At 51.6% G+C, this 16,605-nt stretch carries 11 protein-coding genes, 2 tRNA genes and 1 pseudogene; 12 read left to right on the top strand and 2 right to left on the bottom strand.

The window, feature by feature from the left end; translation table 11 throughout:
• The first annotated feature begins 9 nt into the window (after positions 1 to 9).
• Complete coding sequence (gatB, locus tag QZV76_RS01445; protein ID WP_290595454.1) at positions 10 to 1,518, top strand: Asp-tRNA(Asn)/Glu-tRNA(Gln) amidotransferase subunit GatB; 1,509 nt, start codon at positions 10 to 12, stop codon at positions 1,516 to 1,518.
• A 91-nt stretch (positions 1,519 to 1,609) separates the two neighbouring features.
• Complete coding sequence (locus QZV76_RS01440; protein ID WP_290595453.1) at positions 1,610 to 2,788, top strand: DoxX family protein; 1,179 nt, start codon at positions 1,610 to 1,612, stop codon at positions 2,786 to 2,788.
• Between the two features lie 123 nt (positions 2,789 to 2,911).
• On the opposite strand, the gene ilvD is transcribed toward QZV76_RS01440, so the two are convergent.
• A complete protein-coding gene (gene ilvD, locus QZV76_RS01435) occupies positions 2,912 to 4,756 on the bottom strand; it encodes a dihydroxy-acid dehydratase (RefSeq protein WP_290595452.1) in 1,845 nt (614 codons plus the stop codon).
• 296 nt (positions 4,757 to 5,052) lie between these two features.
• Here ilvD and QZV76_RS01430 point away from each other — a divergent pair, with 296 nt between their 5' ends.
• From QZV76_RS01430 to QZV76_RS01405, 6 genes and pseudogenes are all read left to right on the top strand, one after another.
• Positions 5,053 to 6,915, top strand: a complete 1,863-nt coding sequence (locus QZV76_RS01430) for an acetolactate synthase large subunit (RefSeq protein WP_290595451.1) — start codon at positions 5,053 to 5,055, stop codon at positions 6,913 to 6,915.
• Between the two features lie 2 nt (positions 6,916 to 6,917).
• Positions 6,918 to 7,421, top strand: coding sequence for an acetolactate synthase small subunit (gene ilvN, locus QZV76_RS01425; RefSeq protein ID WP_290595450.1), 504 nt, complete (start codon positions 6,918 to 6,920; stop codon positions 7,419 to 7,421).
• Positions 7,422 to 7,518: 97 nt separating this feature from the next.
• Positions 7,519 to 8,532, top strand: a complete 1,014-nt coding sequence (gene ilvC / locus QZV76_RS01420) for a ketol-acid reductoisomerase (protein ID WP_290595449.1) — start codon at positions 7,519 to 7,521, stop codon at positions 8,530 to 8,532.
• 253 nt (positions 8,533 to 8,785) lie between these two features.
• On the top strand, positions 8,786 to 10,393 hold the full coding sequence (gene serA, locus QZV76_RS01415; protein ID WP_290595448.1) for a phosphoglycerate dehydrogenase: 1,608 nt from the start codon (positions 8,786 to 8,788) through the stop codon (positions 10,391 to 10,393).
• A pseudogene (locus QZV76_RS01410) lies at positions 10,389 to 11,404 on the top strand (3-isopropylmalate dehydrogenase). Before serA ends, QZV76_RS01410 begins: the two are co-directional and overlap by 5 nt.
• Positions 11,405 to 11,531: 127 nt before the next feature.
• Positions 11,532 to 12,329: a fumarylacetoacetate hydrolase family protein gene (locus tag QZV76_RS01405; protein WP_290595447.1), complete on the top strand. Its 798-nt coding sequence runs from the start codon at positions 11,532 to 11,534 to the stop codon at positions 12,327 to 12,329.
• Here QZV76_RS01405 and QZV76_RS01400 read toward each other — a convergent pair.
• On the bottom strand, positions 12,326 to 13,516 hold the full coding sequence (locus QZV76_RS01400) for an isochorismate synthase (protein WP_290595446.1): 1,191 nt from the start codon (positions 13,514 to 13,516) through the stop codon (positions 12,326 to 12,328). The genes QZV76_RS01405 and QZV76_RS01400 overlap by 4 nt on opposite strands.
• 82 nt (positions 13,517 to 13,598) lie before the next feature.
• Between QZV76_RS01400 and gltX the strand changes: the two genes are divergently transcribed.
• The 4 genes from gltX (at position 13,599) to QZV76_RS01380 (ending at position 16,486) form a co-directional block, all read left to right on the top strand.
• Positions 13,599 to 15,110, top strand: a complete 1,512-nt coding sequence (gene gltX / locus QZV76_RS01395) for a glutamate--tRNA ligase (RefSeq protein ID WP_290595445.1) — start codon at positions 13,599 to 13,601, stop codon at positions 15,108 to 15,110.
• A 65-nt stretch (positions 15,111 to 15,175) separates the two neighbouring features.
• Positions 15,176 to 15,247 (top strand) — tRNA-Gln (locus tag QZV76_RS01390).
• Positions 15,248 to 15,353: 106 nt separating this feature from the next.
• Positions 15,354 to 15,429 (top strand) — tRNA-Glu (locus tag QZV76_RS01385).
• Positions 15,430 to 15,583: 154 nt separating this feature from the next.
• On the top strand, positions 15,584 to 16,486 hold the full coding sequence (locus QZV76_RS01380; RefSeq protein ID WP_290595444.1) for a GIY-YIG nuclease family protein: 903 nt from the start codon (positions 15,584 to 15,586) through the stop codon (positions 16,484 to 16,486).
• The last annotated feature ends 119 nt before the right edge of the window (positions 16,487 to 16,605 follow it).

The raw sequence follows: 16,605 nt of genomic DNA, 5'->3' as shown, positions 1-16,605 counted from the left end.
CTAGGAACCATGACAAGCGCCCATGTAGATGACATCCTCGACTTCGACGAGGTAATCGCGAAGTACGATCCCGTTATGGGGTTGGAAGTTCACGTAGAGCTTTCTACGGAAACGAAAATGTTCTGCAATAGCCCCACCGCTTTCGGTGCAGAACCCAACACCCACGTTAGCCCCACATGTATGGGACTACCTGGCGCACTCCCCGTTGTTAACCAGCAAGCAGTGGACTGGGCTATCAAGATCGGTTTGGCCTTAAACTGCCAGATTGCTTCTTATTCGCGTTTTGCTCGAAAGAATTACTTCTATCCGGACCAGCCCAAGAACTATCAGATTAGCCAATATGACGAGCCCATTGCCTACGACGGTTATCTGGAGTTCCAGCTCGAAGACGGCACCCCCTTCCGGGTTGATATTGAACGTGCTCACATGGAGGAAGACACCGGCAAACTGACCCATATTGGTGGTGAGACAGGCCGCATTAACGGTGCTACACACTCTCTCCTCGATATGAACCGTGCCGGCGTGCCGCTTATCGAAATTGTTACCAAGCCTATTGAAGGAGCAGGGGAGCGCGCCCCCGAAGTAGCTCGCGCTTACGTCACCGCATTGCGTGATGTTATTCGCTCGCTGAAGGTGTCTGACGTCAATATGGCGCAGGGGTCCATGCGTGCCGATGTTAACTTGTCTCTCCGCCCCGTGGGTACCACCGAGTTCGGTACGCGTACAGAGACAAAGAACGTTAATACGTTAAAGTCCATTGAGACTGCTGTCCGCTACGAAATGTGCCGTCAGGCAGCCGTTCTGGATGCGGGTGAAGAAGTTCGTCTAGAGACGCGCCACTTCTTGGAATCTACTGGTGCAACTGCAGCAGGTCGTCCGAAAGAAACCTCTGCTGATTACCGCTACTTCAATGATCCTGATTTGGCGCCTGTTGTCGTGTCGCGTGAGCATGTTGAAGATATTCGTGCCACACTACCGGAACTCCCTTGGGTGCGTCGTGCTCGTTTGCAGAAAGAGTGGAATCTTTCTGATGAGGAACTCCGAGACCTCGTCAATACCGGTGCTATGGATCTTGTTGCCGATACGGTGGAAGCGGGCGCTCCCTCCGCTGAAGCACGTAACTGGTGGGTTTCCTACCTTACGCAGCAAGCCAAGAACCGCGAGGTAGAACTTGATGCCCTGGCTATTTCTCCGAAACAGCTGGCAGAAGTTATTAGCATGGTCGCGGAAGGCAAGCTCACCAATAAGCTGGCCCGCCAGGTTGTTGATGCTGTCCTCGACGGCGAGGGTGAACCTGCTGAAGTCGTCGAAAAACGTGGACTGGCCGTTGTCTCCGATGATTCGGCGCTTCGCAGCGCAGTGGAGGAAGCTCTTGCCGCTCAGCCTGATATTGCCGATAAGATTCGCAGTGGCAAAGTACAGGCAGCCGGTGCCATTATCGGTGCAGTGATGAAAGCTACTCGCGGCCAGGCAGATGCTGCACGAGTACGCGAAATCATCATTGAAATGTGCTCATAACTTTCTTACGTAGAACATCCCAGGAGTGTGCTCTTAGCGACTCACCTGGGATGTTCTGCATTTTCATAAATTCTCCCGTTATTCTGGACGCATGAGCGACGATACAACTTCTGTTCCTAACTCTGAGCCTGCGTTTAATGAGGAACCTGTGCTCAACGAAGATACTGGCGAGGATATCAGCGAAGATACTGCCTCGCGCGATTCGTCGGATGATACTGTTCCCCAACAGATGCAGCCAGTTAGTGACGATGATGTCGTCCTGGATGGTTTATTAGACGACATCGACACTATTTCTGCTGCAGATCAGGAAAGTATTACTGCAGACAGTGAAAGCGAAGCGCAGTCGACGGATGACGACGATGCCACAGCTGTGGGAATCTTCGATAGTGAGGACACTGCGAGTGAGATGCCAGAGATGGAGCAGCCTCTGGCCTATACCGCCGCAGAAGATGCTGAAACAACGTTTATCGATACTGTTTTACCTGGTGAGGATACTTCCTCTGGGGTATTCGATGACAATGTTTACATTGACCCAGCAGAGACAGCTGTTATGGAATCAGCGGAGACTGCCGTAGCTGACATTCCTGTTTCTGTTGCCCCTGCTGCCCCCGTGAGCGTGTCTTCTTCGTCAGTTGAAGATGCTGCTAGTAGCGAGCCTCTGGATAGTAGTGACCTTTCAGATAGTGACGAACTTCTGGAAGATGTACATGATGGCCAGGAAAAAGACGATAACGAGGACGATAAGTCAAAAGGATGGGGGACGGTTGATTGGGGCCTTTTCCTCCTGCGAGTAACTCTCGGTGTCATTATGGCCATGCATGGTGCGGATAAACTCTTTGGTCTTTTTGGCGGTTCCATTAGTGCAACTGAGGACCTGCTACGGTCTGTCGGCTTCACTAATCACACTGAGATATTTGCGATAGGTGCTGGTGTGGCAGAACTTGTGAGCGGCATCATCGTTATTTTGGGGCTTTTTGCGCCAGCGGGAGCGTCGGTGATCTTAGGTGTGATGGGCATGGCGACGCTTACGCATTTAGCATTGGGTGAGGGTGCTTTTCTCGCTCTTTATAAGGGACCGTATGAGCTGATTACCCTTATTGCGGCAATGTCTGCAGCGGTTATTTTTGCCGGGTCGGGCCGGTGGTCAGTGGATGGACGATGGGGCTGGGCGACACGACCTAAATGGGGTGCCATTGTGTGGTTCATTGTTGGTATCGCGTCAGCTCCCATTGTGTGGGCAATTTTTAATACGCAAGGTTTCCCCTTCTAACAGATTTATCTTCTAGTAGACTCTCGTCGATAATGTCGTAAGGTTATGAAAAGTGTGAGGCCCCACCATACAGTGGGGCCTCACACTTTTCATAGAGGGAGGGCAGGACTAGGAAAGAGAAGGCTAGTCGATGTCGCGCACACCGCCGCGGTCTGCCGATGCGGCCATCTTTGCGTAAGCGCGTAGGGCCTTTGATACTTCTCGAGAACGATCTTTATGAGGAGTCCAGGGGTGCTCACGGGTGTTCTCTTCAGTACGACGCTTTTTCAGTTCTTCTGCACTAACACGCAATTCGATCTTACGTTCAGCAACATCGATATAGATGGGGTCACCATCGTGGACAAGTCCAATAGCGCCACCGTGGGCTGCTTCAGGAGAGACGTGTCCGATGGAAAGGCCGGAGGATCCTCCTGAGAAACGACCATCTGTGACCAGGGCACATTTCTTCCCTAAACCAACGCCTTTAATGAAGGCAGTAGGATGCAGCATTTCTTGCATACCGGGGCCACCAGAAGGTCCTTCATAGGTGACGAAAAGAACTTCCCCCGGCTGTAGTGTCTTATTTAAGATGACGTTAACAGCCTCTTCTTGGCTTTCGACGACGCGCGCAGATCCCTCGAAGTGGAATTGATCTTCACTGATGCCGGCAGTTTTAAGAATGGCACCGTCTTCGGCGATATTGCCGCGGAGGACACAGAGCCCACCTTCCTTGGTGTAGGCGTGGGCGCTATCACGAATGCATCCGTTTTCAGCGTCAAGATCAAGACTATCCCAACGATTATCGGTGGAGAAGGGCTGTGTGGTGCGTACTCCACCGGGAGCAGCATGGTAGAGCTCTATAGCTTCATCGGTGGCGGAACCGCCGCGAATGTCCCAATCGGCCAGATAGTGTGCAAAGTCCGCAGAGTGTACAGAGTGAACAGTGGTGTTTAAGAGGCCAGCACGGTTAAGTTCGCCGAGTAGTGCTGGAATACCACCAGCACGGTGGAAGTCCTCCATGTAGAAATCGGAGTTAGGGGCCACTTTGGAAAGGCACGGTACGCGGCGCGAGATAGCGTCAATGTCATCCAGTGTGAAGTTCACATTACCTTCTTGTGCAGCGGCAAGAATATGCAGCACAGTGTTGGTGGATCCGCCCATGGCTATATCGAGGGTCATAGCGTTGCAGAATGCTTCGCGAGTGGCAATAGAGCGGGGGAGAACGGACTCGTCATTATCGTGGTAGTAGCGGTTGGCTAATTCCACAATGAGTTTTCCGGCGCGTTCAAAAAGCGCCTTGCGGGCTTTATGGGTGGCAAGAGTAGAACCATTACCGGGCAGGGATAAGCCAAGGGCTTCTGTCAGGCAGTTCATGGAGTTGGCAGTGAACATGCCTGAGCAGGAACCGCAGGTAGGACAGGCGGTTTGTTCAACTTTAAGAAGTGCATCGTCATCTGTTTTATCGGAAGCGCTTGCGGAGATGGCGGTGATAAGGTCTGAGCCTTTGCGGGCGACACCATCGACGACGACGGCGCCACCGGCTTCCATAGGGCCGCCGGACACAAAAACTGTGGGGATGTTGAGGCGCAGTGCAGCGTTCAGCATGCCGGGGGTAATTTTGTCGCAGTTGGAGATGCAGACGAGGGCGTCGGCGGTGTGTGCATTGCACATGTATTCCACGGAGTCGGCAATGATTTCGCGGCTGGGGAGGGAATAGAGCATGCCGTTGTGGCCCATTGCTATGCCGTCATCGATGGCAATGGTGTTAAACTCTTTCGCTATTCCACCAGCCTCTTCGACGGCTTTTTTGACAATATCGCCGACGTATTTGAGGTGTACGTGTCCGGGGACAAAATCCGTGTATGAGTTGGCGATAGCAATAATTGGTTTACCGAAGTCAGAATCTTTGACACCAGTGGCACGCCAGAGTGCGCGCGCTCCTGCGGCATTACGACCACGTGTTGATTGGGCAGATCGAAGCTGAGGCATTGTGAAGCCTTTCTGTATGGGTCATGTGCCATTAACATTGCGACATCGAAATTTGAGTATTCGATCTCATATAGTGACTATATTAGTTGACATTATGAGATTTGTACCGTAGTATCAAGTCATGCTTCAAGTCCTAGTATCTGTACGTATTCGCGGTCGGCGTTTATGCTAGACCCGGTTAACGCTACCGGATCACGGAGAAGCTAAATGCCCCTCGCACAGTCACACTGGCGAGGGTTTTTTATTACCATCTCACGCGGAGGCGTAGCCTCTGCCCGTCACCTGAAGGAACTGATGTGAGCGCACCACAAGCTCGCCAGCCAGGGCGTGGCACTATTCCCACACCCGCTGAAGCAGCACACGCAACCAGCAGTAACCGCGGCATAGGTCCAGAGAAATGCACAGGCGCAAAGTCTGTCATTCGCTCTCTCGAGGAACTTGGCGCAGACACCGTATTTGGACTTCCAGGTGGCGCAATTCTTCCCGTCTATGATCCGCTCTACGACAGCACTTTTATTAACCACGTACTTGTTCGTCACGAGCAAGGGGCTGGCCACGCAGCCGAAGGCTATGCACGATCCACTGGGCGAGTTGGCGTTTGCATGGTGACGTCTGGTCCCGCTGCTACTAACCTGGTAACGGCACTGGCTGGTGCACAAATGGACTCTGTCCCCATGGTGGCCATTACTGGGCAGGTGGGAGAATCGTGCATTGGTACTGATGCTTTCCAAGAAGCAGATATTTCTGGCATCGCCATTCCAGTGACAAAGCATAATTTCCTTGTCAAAGACGCCTCTACTATCCCACAAGTATTGGCAGAGGCTTTTTATATTGCCCAAACTGGTCGGCCCGGCGCAGTGCTCGTCGATATTACGAAATCGGCGATGAACCAGGAGACAACATTCTCATGGCCGCCAGCTATTGATCTGCCAGGTTACCATCCAGTGACGAAGCCACACGGCAAACAAATACGTGAAGCAGCTCGTCTTATTGCGAAAGCCCACAAACCAGTTTTCCTTATTGGCGGAGGCATTATTAACGCCAATGCCTCGCAGGATCTGCTCGATCTGGTAGCCCTCACGGATATTCCTGTGACCTGCACACTTATGGGTATGGATGCATTTCCGCAGAGTCACCCACTGAACTACGGTATGGCGGGAATGCACGGTACCATCCCAGCTGTTGCCGCATTGCAAAAAAGTGACCTCATCATTGCACTCGGTACTCGCTTTGATGATCGCGTAACAGGTAATCTTGAGTACTTTGCCCCGCATGCGCAAGTTATTCATGCAGATATCGATCCGGCAGAGATTGGTAAAAATGTCACTGTCGATATCCCCATTGTGGGCGATGCGCATGAAGTAATAACGGCACTTATTAATACGATGAAATCGGATCCTTCCGAGAATATTGTTGGTGACATTCGTGCCTGGGTGGACTATCTCGATGAATTACGTGAACGTTACACCATTAAGTACGACAAGGCCCTAGACGAAGAAGGACACTTGTCTCCTCAGTATGTCATTGAGACCCTCTCTAACATTGTCGGATCAGACGCCATTTATGTTTCTGGCGTGGGACAACACCAAATGTGGTCGTCACAGCTTATCGACTTTGAAGAACCCCGTACCTGGTTAAACTCCGGTGGTCTTGGCACAATGGGATACGCAATTCCTGCCGCCATGGGGGCTCAAGCTGGTAACCCAGATAAGGAAGTATGGGCAATCGACGGCGATGGTTGTTTCCAGATGACGAATCAGGAACTAGCGACCTGCGCACTAAATAATTTCCCCATTAAAGTTGCCCTCATCAATAATGACAGCCTCGGAATGGTGCGTCAGTGGCAGACGCTCTTCTATGACGAGCGTTATTCCCAGACCACCTTGGAGACGCATACACGTCGTATCCCCGATTTCGTTATGTTGGCGGAAGCTCTTGGGTGCGCTGCTTTTCGCGTAGAAACTGAAGAGGATATCGTTCCAACTATCGAAAAAGCCCGTAAGATTAACGACCGCCCAGTTGTTATCGAGTTTGTTGTTGCCAAGGATGCTCAAGTATGGCCAATGGTGCCTGCTGGTACTAGTAACAGTGAAATCATGATGCTCAAGGGAATATATCCGCTCGTCGATGAGGATCAGGCCAGAAGGGACACCATCTAACCATGACTACGACACATACTTTGAGTATCCTGGTGGAAGATAAGCCTGGCGTGCTAACCCGTGTCGCTGGCTTATTCGCGCGCCGAGGTTTCAATATTCAATCTCTTGCGGTCGGTCCGACAGAGGTTGAGGGAGTATCCCGGATGACTATTGTTACGGCCGTCGACAGACTTCCCCTTGAACAGGTAACGAAGCAGCTCAACAAGCTCATTAACGTGTTGAAGATTGTCGAACAGGATGCTGATGCTTCCGTATCCCGGGAGCTCATCCTTATCAAAGTTCGATGCGATGCGAGTAACCGCATCCAGGTTGTGCAAACAGCAGAACTTTTCCGCGCCAAAGTAATTGACGTGGCTCCAGAGTCTGTGACGCTGGAAGCTACTGGTACCAAAGACAAAATAGACGCATTATTGCGAGTCTTAGATCCTTTTGGAATTCGAGAGATTGTGCAGTCGGGCACGATCACTCTTGGCCGCGGCCCGAAGTCAATGACAGCTACCCGCTGACTAAGGCTTCCTGGCAACGCTACACTGATTAACACAACATATAGGTCAATGGCTTGTATGACTCCACATGAAGACACAGTAAAAGGAGACTCCACCCATGGCAGTCGAAACTTTCTATTCAGACGACGCTGATCTTTCCATCATCCAGAGCCGTAAGGTTGCCATTATCGGTTACGGTTCTCAAGGCCATGCACATGCTCTAAGCTTGCGTGACTCCGGCGTTGACGTTGTCATTGGTCTGCGCGAGGGATCCAAGTCCATTGCCAAGGCAGAAGAGCAGGGTCTCAAAGTTATGACCAATGCAGAGGCTGCACAATGGGCAGACACCATTATGATGCTTGCCCCGGATACTTCTCAGGCACAAATTTTTAATAATGACATTAAGCCCTATCTGCAGGAAGGCGACGCCCTCTTCTTTGCACACGGTTTGAATATTCACTTCAAACTCATTGAGGTTCCGGAGTACGTCACCGTTGCCATGTGTGCTCCTAAGGGGCCCGGCCACCTCGTTCGTCGTCAGTTTGTGGAAGGACACGGCGTGCCCTGCCTCATTGCGGTTGAGCAGGATCCTACCGGCGAAGGCCAGGCTCTTGCCCTCTCCTACGCAAAGGGTATTGGTGGTACCCGCGCAGGTGTCATTAAGACAACCTTCCGCGAAGAAACCGAAACAGATCTCTTCGGTGAGCAGGCAGTGCTCTGCGGTGGTATGGAAACTCTCATTATGATGGGGTTCGAAACTCTCGTTGAGGCCGGATACGCCCCCGAAATGGCATTTTTCGAGTGCATGCACGAGACGAAGCTCATCGTTGACCTCATCTACGAGGGCGGCCTTACCAATATGAACTATTCCATCTCCGACACTGCTGAATTCGGTGGCTACCTGTCTGGCCCCCGTGTTGTGGGAGACGCCTCTCGCGAAGCTATGCGCCAGGTACTGAAAGAAATCCAAGACGGTACTTTCGTAAAGCGGCTTATGACGAACGTCGAGAATGGAAACAAGGAGCTAGAGGAACTGCGTGCGCAGGTACAGAACCACCAGATTGAAGCTGTTGGTGCAGACCTTCGCAACATGATGAGCTGGGTCAAGCGCGAAATTACTGAGACTGCCTAAATAGACAGTCCCACCTAATGCTGAGATACCTTGGTACTGCCCAAAAGTAGTACCAAGGTATCTATTCCTATATCTGTTTTCGCCTACTAGAATAAGCCGTGTATCAGGCTGTTTAGGAAGTAGTGTAGGGAAGTCTGCGTAGCATTCTTTATGTCTCCAGATCGCTTTACTCTACGCGCACACTAGCAGCGTGATACCTAGAGTTTCTGGCGCGGTCGTGTCAGAAATAACCTCACACACAATGGAGAATCTCGTGAGCCAAAATGCTCGTCCCGTCGTACTGATTGCCGACAAACTTGCTCAATCGACCGTAGATGCACTGGGTGATGGTGTAGAAATTCGTTGGGTCGATGGTCCGAACCGTTCTGAATTGCTGGCAGCTCTTCCTGAAGCGGACGCAGTACTCGTACGTTCTGCCACCACTATTGACGCCGAAGCATTAGCCGTTGCCGATAATCTCAAGATTATTGGTCGCGCTGGTGTAGGGCTTGATAACGTCGATATTCCCGCGGCTACTGCCCGCGGTGTCATGGTTGTCAATGCGCCTACCTCAAACATTCATTCTGCGGCAGAACATGCCGTAGCGCTGACAATGGCTGCTGCTCGCCAGATCCCAGCAGCTCACAACACTCTTCGTGAGCACGAATGGAAGCGCTCCAGTTTCAAAGGCGTTGAAATCTTCCACAAGACCGTCGGTGTGATCGGTCTAGGTCATATTGGTCAACTATACGCTCAGCGTATGAAGGCTTTTGATACCACGGTAGTGGCATACGATCCTTATCTTCCCGCTGCCCGCGCCGCCCAACTCGGCGTTGAATTGGTGAGCTTGGACGAGCTGCTCTCCCGCGCCGATATCATCTCCATCCACCTCCCGAAGACCCCGGAAACCGCCGGTCTTATCAATGCTGAGCAACTTGCCAAGTGCAAGGATGGTGTCATTATTGTGAACGCTGCTCGTGGTGGACTCATTGTTGAGGAAGACCTTGCAGCGGCATTGGCATCCGGTAAGGTGCGCAGCGCTGCTGTTGACGTGTACTCCAAGGAACCCCCTACGGATAACCCGCTGCTAGATGCCGACAACATTGTCCTAACTCCGCATCTTGGCGCCTCCACCGCAGAAGCACAGGATCGCGCAGGCGTTGATGTTGCTCATTCCGTACTCTTGGCACTTGCTGGCGAGTTCGTTCCAGACGCTGTTAACGTCTCCGGCGGCCCCGTTAATGATGAAGTTTCACCGTGGCTGGAACTTGTTCGCAAATTGGGTCTTCTGGCCGGCACACTTTCTCCCAAACCGGTTACTGCCGTGCAGGTTGTTGTCTCCGGTGAGCTTTCCGCTGAACCCGTCGATATTCTTGGTCTTGCCGCTTTGCGCGGTCTTTTCTCCGCTGTCAGCACCGAGCCGGTAACTTTTGTGAATGCTCCGCAGATTGCCGAAGAGCGCGGTGTCTCTATTGAGGTCGATACTCACACTGAGGCTCTTACCCACCGGTCTGTTGTGACGGTGCGTGCCGTCACCGCCGATGGTGACGTTACCTCTATCTCCGGTGCTCTTACTGGTCTGGAGAAAGTTGAGAAGATTATCGGTATTAACGGTCGCAACTTCGACATGCGTGCAGAAGGTCACAATGTGGTGCTGTCCTACCAGGATCGTCCCGGTGCACTAGGGCTTTTCGCCACTGCATTGGGCAATGCGGACGTAGATATTATTTCTTGTGCTCTCAGCCCTGATGCAAAGGGAACTGGTGCTACTGCTCTGCTGCGTCTCAACCGTGCCCTTACTGAAGATGAGATGGAGACTGTCAGTTCTGCTGTTGGGCAACTCGTGCTGCCCAGGTGGATCTCGCGTGAGTGCCACGATTGATCTAGCGGTCATCGGTGGCGATGGTATTGGCCCTGAGTTACTGCCGAAGCGCTAAAAGTACTTCGTGCAGTTATCCCCAGTATTGAGGTCACGCACTACTCGCTAGGCGCGGAACACTACCTGAAAACTGGTGAGATTCTCTCCGATGAGACTGTTGAGAAGATCCGTCAACATGATGCCATCTTGCTCGGCGCCATTGGTGATCCAGAGCGGGTAGCTCCCGGCGTTTTGGAGCGCGGATTACTTCTAAAATTACGGTTTGCCCTTGATCACTTTGTCAATCTTCGCCCAGCGAAGCTCTACGCAGGTGTTGACTCACCCCTAGTTGGTAACCCTTCCATCGACTTCGTTGTTGTGCGTGAGGGCACGGAGGGTCTCTACTGTGGCGATGGTGGAGCGATCCGCGTAGGAACCACAGCTGAGGTTGCTACAGAAACTTCCCTGAATACCCGCTTCGGAGTGGAACGCGTTGTGCGGGACGCTTTTGAACGCGCCATGAAACGTCGTAAACACCTCACTCTTGTTCACAAGATGAATGTGCTAACCCATGCGGGTTCACTGTGGAAACGCACTGTTGATGATGTTGCTGCTGACTATCCGGAAGTAACAACGGATTACTGTCACATTGATGCGTGCACTATCTATATGGTGACGGATCCGGGTCGCTTTGATGTTATCGTCACCGATAATCTTTTCGGCGATATCATCACAGATCTCGCCGGCGCTGTGATAGGTGGTATTGGATTAGCAGCAAGCGGAAACATTGATGCCACCCGTACCAACCCCTCCATGTTTGAACCAGTACACGGTTCTGCCCCCGATATTGCGGGGAAGGGACTGGCAGATCCCACTGCCGCCATTGTTTCTGGCGCAATGATGCTGGAGCATTTGGGGTATGACAGTGAAGCTGCTCGCATTATGGAAGCAATAGAAAACGATGTGGCACACCGCGATGATGAGACTATCTCCACCAGTGCGATAGGTGATCGTATCGCTGCTGCACTCGCATAGCGCATAAGGTTATTCAATTATCTGAATCCTGCTCGGTAGGAACTCGGAGATGAGTTCCTACCGAGCAGTGTCTTACTCAGCAGTGTCCTACTCAACAGGGCTCTGCAGCGCGGGGTATTCTTCTACTATGCGTATTGCTCGTTTTGCTACCCCCGAAGGTGTCTCCTTTGGCGTCGTCGAGGGGAATCCCGATACTCCTTCCACGTGTACTATCCGTCAAGTAGATGAACTTCCCTGGGATGGACAGCCCGTTTTCACTGACAAAAAGTTCTTACTTCCCGACGTACGTCTCTTAGCTCCCATTTTCCCCACAAAGATTGTGGCAGTAGGGAAGAACTATATTGATCACGCCAGAGAATTGGGTGGCCAAACGACAGATGAACCCGTCATCTTTATTAAGCCCCCTACCTCTATTATTGGCCCAGATGCCCCCATTCGGAGGCCTGCGGTCAGCCAACGTGTTGACCATGAGGGTGAACTAGCTGTCATCATCAATCAACCCTGTCACAATGTTGATGCGGCAGACGCACGACGCGTCATCCTGGGGTACACCATTGCTAACGATGTCACTGCTCGCGATATTCAAGCCGCAGAAGGACAATGGACCAGGGCTAAAAGCTATGACACGTTCTGCCCACTAGGCCCGTGGATTGAGACCCAACTCGATCCCTCTGACCAAGACATCCTGGTGGAAGTGATACATGCTGATGGAACGAGCGAAGTTCGCCAGGATGAGAACACAGCAGCAGTTGTTCATACTGTTTCGGAGATTATCGAGTTTGTTAGTAGTGTCATGACACTACTGCCCGGCGACGTTATTCTTACCGGCACACCGGCAGGTATTGGACCCCTGGTAGAAGGGGATACGGTCACGGTCTCTATTGACGGTATCGGCACGCTTTCCAACCCCGTTGTCAATGCTTAAAGACTGTCGACAATTCCTAAAGCACGCAAGATAGTTTGTAGCTTGTCGCGAGTTTCCTGTACTTCGGCAGAGGGACAAGAATCTGCCACAATTCCACCACCAGCCCAGGCCGTGGCGGAATTGTGTGCCGGATCCAGTTCTGCACAACGAATAGCCACTACCCAGTCACCATCACCAGCAGCATCACACCATCCCACCGTGCCCGCATAGAAGCGGCGGTTTTCACCCGCATCAGAGATAAAAGTGAGTGCTTCGCGACGAGGCCAACCTCCCACGGCAGGAGTGGGGTGCAGTAACTCAGCTAGGTCGAGAGCAGTGGGTAGTTCGTGTGTCTGTGTGGCATCCCTATTTTCTGCATGAGCGGCAAGTGTCCCCGTAATGTGGGTACCAAGATGCCACATTTCTTTCGTAGACGTCAGACTAGGTGTAGCGGGAACATCGAGTCTGCTACACAAAGGACGTAGAGCTTCTTCCAGTGCCTGGGTAACATAGCGATGCTCGGCACTATCTTTCGTAGAAGTGCGCAGGTCGCGTGCAGATTGCGCATCGCGTTGACGGTCAGAACAGCGGGGCCGGGAACCGGCTAGCGGGTGAGAGCTTATCTCTGCCCCGCGGCGGCTTATCAGCAGTTCCGGGGAAGAGCCCACTAGCCAGTGCCCCTCATAGTCTGTCCCGGCAGGGGAGAGGTCCGCTAAATACGCCTCCTGGCGTGGGCTACCGTCAAGAAGACGTGCGGCAATAAGCTGGGGATCTAAAGTCTCATCAGCAATAACGTCCACAGCACGAGCAAGCACAATCTTTTCCGCAACACCCCGGCGGATAGCTGCAACGGCCTGCTCAACACGACGGCGATGCTCGGAAGCAGTAGGAGAGAAGTCCACAATACGGGCACGCATTTCTTGTCCACGGAAGAACGCGGGCGGCTCCAATGGAGCATCAGAGCGAATGACGTGCTTGGGAGAAATAAGAGCAGCTGGTGCGTTGGGTGTAAACGGTAACGCCCCCACAATCATGTCGGCACGGCCGGAGGCGAGAGCTTCACGGGCCTCTGCTACGGAGGAGAAAGTTTCTTTAATGCCTTGTGTGCGGACAGATCCGGTGGCGCGTGATAATAAAAAATCTGGTTCGGTACACGGTCTTGTGGGGAGATAGTGCTGCTGCGAGTGCAAGGGTTTTTCAGGCTCCATCTCCACCTCCTACAATAAGAACAAAGGCGCTGTTGGTAGCGCCGTTCTCCAGCCTACTCGTGAAAGCTACTAGCCTTAAACTATGACTACTCAAGAAGTCCGTGTCCGCTTTAGCCCGTCGCCTACCGGTACCCCCCACGTGGGAATGGTCCGCACTGCCCTCTTCAACTGGGCCTACGCTCGTCACACCGGTGGAAAACTCATTTTCCGCATTGAAGATACCGATGCACAGCGTGACTCGGAGGAAAGTTACCAGGCCATCATTGATTCTCTCGAGTGGCTGGGACTCGACTGGGATGAAGGCCCGAAGGTAGGGGGCCCACACGAGCCGTACCGCCAATCCATGCGTGGCGACATCTACCGCAAGGTTATTCAGCAGCTTCTAGACGCTGGCGAAGCCTACGAGGCCTTCTCTACTAATGAAGAGGTAGAGGCCCGTCACCTGGCGAAGGGTGAAGATCCCAAGCTCGGCTACGATAACTACGATCGTGACCTTACCGAAGAACAAAAAGCTGCCTACCGTGCGGAAGGGCGTAAATCCGTTATTCGTCTGCGCATGCCCGATAAGGATCTGGGCTGGAATGACATGGTGCGTGGCTACACGGAATTCAAGTCCCAGTTTGTGCCAGACTACGTTATTGCCCGCTCTGATGGTTCTCCGCTGTATACCCTGGTAAACCCTGTCGATGATGCGTTGATGGGAATTACTCATGTGTTGCGGGGTGAAGATCTGCTGCCTTCTACTCCGCGCCAGATTGCTCTTTATGAAGCCCTGATACGTATTGGTGTAGCGAAGCAGATTCCGCAGTTTGCGCATCTTCCCTTCGTGATGGGAACTGGTAACAAGAAGCTTTCTAAGCGTGATCCAGAATCTAACCTCTTCATCCACCGTGATCGTGGTTTCCTCCCGGAGGGACTCCTCAACTACCTGGCCTTGTTGGGGTGGAGCCTTTCCTCTGACCGCGATATTTTCAGCATTGATGAACTTGTTAAGCACTTCGATGTTGTCGATGTGAACTCCGCTCCGGCGCACTTCGACCAGAAGAAGGCTGATGCTATTAACGCCGAGCATATTCGCATGCTGGAGCCAGCCGATTTTCGCGAGCGACTACTTGCCTATATGCGTGAATTCCCCTCACCGAGAGGAACAACACTACCGGAAGATCTCGATGACGATATCTTCACGATGGCTGCAGACCTTGTACAGACACGCATTGTTGTGTTGAGTGACGCATGGAAGCTACTGGACTTCCTCTACTGTGGAGATAATTTCTCCATTGATGCGAAGTCGGGGCGCAAAAACCTCAAGCCCGAGGCTAAGCCTGTCCTGCAAGCAGCTCTTACTGTTCTGCAGGAAATCCCAGAAACAGGATGGAAGGCTGCCGCTATTGAGAGTGCATTGAAGGGTGAACTCATTGAGAAGATGGAGTTGAAGCCGCGCAAGGCTTTCACCCCGATACGAGTAGCGGTAACAGGTACCCATGTTTCCCCGCCACTCTTTGAATCCATTGAGATGTTGGGTCGTGAGGTGTCCCTAGAGCGTCTTACAGAGGCTCTTTCCTATGAACCCACTCCAGTGGAAAACCAAGGTTAACATCTCGATTTGGTGTTAACGAGGGGTAAAGTGGTAACCTTTTCGAGGTGGTCATGAGACCCCAATGGCCTATGGTGTAATTGGCAACACAGCTGATTCTGGTTCAGCCATTCTAGGTTCGAGTCCTGGTAGGCCAGCTTTTTCGCTTTATAAAAGTGAAGAAAACCCAAATCTGGTAACAGTTTTGGGATCTTAGAAGTAATACGTTAAGCTTCTATAACCATCTTGTTATCAAGTGGTCATGCCCCTATCGTCTAGCGGCCTAGGACGCCGGCCTCTCACGCCGGTAACACGGGTTCAAATCCCGTTGGGGGTACCAAATAATTCTTAATACCTGTGATATCCCCCGGCTATAGCTGGGGGATTTTTGTATACAGGTAAAAGTAACAATGGTAATTATCTTATGAATATCACGGTTTTTATGCTTGGAGTAATAACAAATTACACGGAAGAAAAGAAAGCAAGGATAAGTAATGCTACGGCCAAAAACAGTTATGTTGTATCTTATCGATGGAATTCCTCAGGGGAGAATTAAAGCTTCACTCAGTAATTGGACAGGTGTGTGCTATCTTCTTCCTCGTACTGATCTAATAAAGTCGAAAGATAGATCTGATCTGCAACAATCTGGTGTCTATCTTCTTTTTGGGGCTGATGATGATGGAAACCAGCGAGTTTATATTGGACAGGCACGAAAAAGGAAAAATAATAAAGGTGTGCTCGGTCGCATTATGGAGCATCGGGATGAGGAAAAAACCGATTATTGGACTCAGGCCGTTGCAATCGTCACTTCTAATAACGCACTGGGGCCTACGGAAATCAGCTACTTAGAACATCGGTTTACTGGAATGGCGAAAAGTGCTGGGCGTTACGTGGTTACCAACGGTAACGATCCATCAATGGGAGCTCCTACAGAGGAGAAACAAGCTGAGCTTGATGAGTTTATCGATTACGCACATATTGTTATCGGTGCTTTAGGCTTTAAAGTTTTCGAATCTGTTAACGAAACCACATTCGATGGAATACAACAGAAAAGATCTGATGAGATTAAAGAACAAGAACTGACTTTTACTAGAGCACGACTTGTGGCGAGAGGGAAGCGGGTCAGTGATGGGTTCGTTGTATTAGCGGGCTCACAGATACGTCCTGAAGATCAGTTCACAGCATCAGTTCCGCCGTATGTTTGTCGTTTGAGAGCGCACTATGCTGACCGTGTTAATGAGAATTTTGTTCTAACTAGAGATACACATTTTTCCAGCCCTTCTACTGCTGCAAGTTTCGTTAGTGGGACATCGGTGAATGGTCGTGTGCAGTGGAAAACGGAGGAGGGGAAGTCTCTCAAACAAATTGAGGATGAGGAAGCAGCTGGCATTGAGTGACGCTGTCATTTTAGCTGGGATGTGAGTTTTGACGTCGTCGTTAGGCGCTTCTCGTTATTGTGGAGGACAATAGGGTAATCAACCCGTCTATGAATCCCCAATGATCACATAAAAGTAGG

Source organism: Lawsonella sp. (assembly GCF_011525565.1).
GTDB classification, from domain to species: domain Bacteria; phylum Actinomycetota; class Actinomycetes; order Mycobacteriales; family Mycobacteriaceae; genus Lawsonella; species Lawsonella clevelandensis_A.
This window is presented reverse-complemented; position numbering and strand designations above follow the sequence as displayed.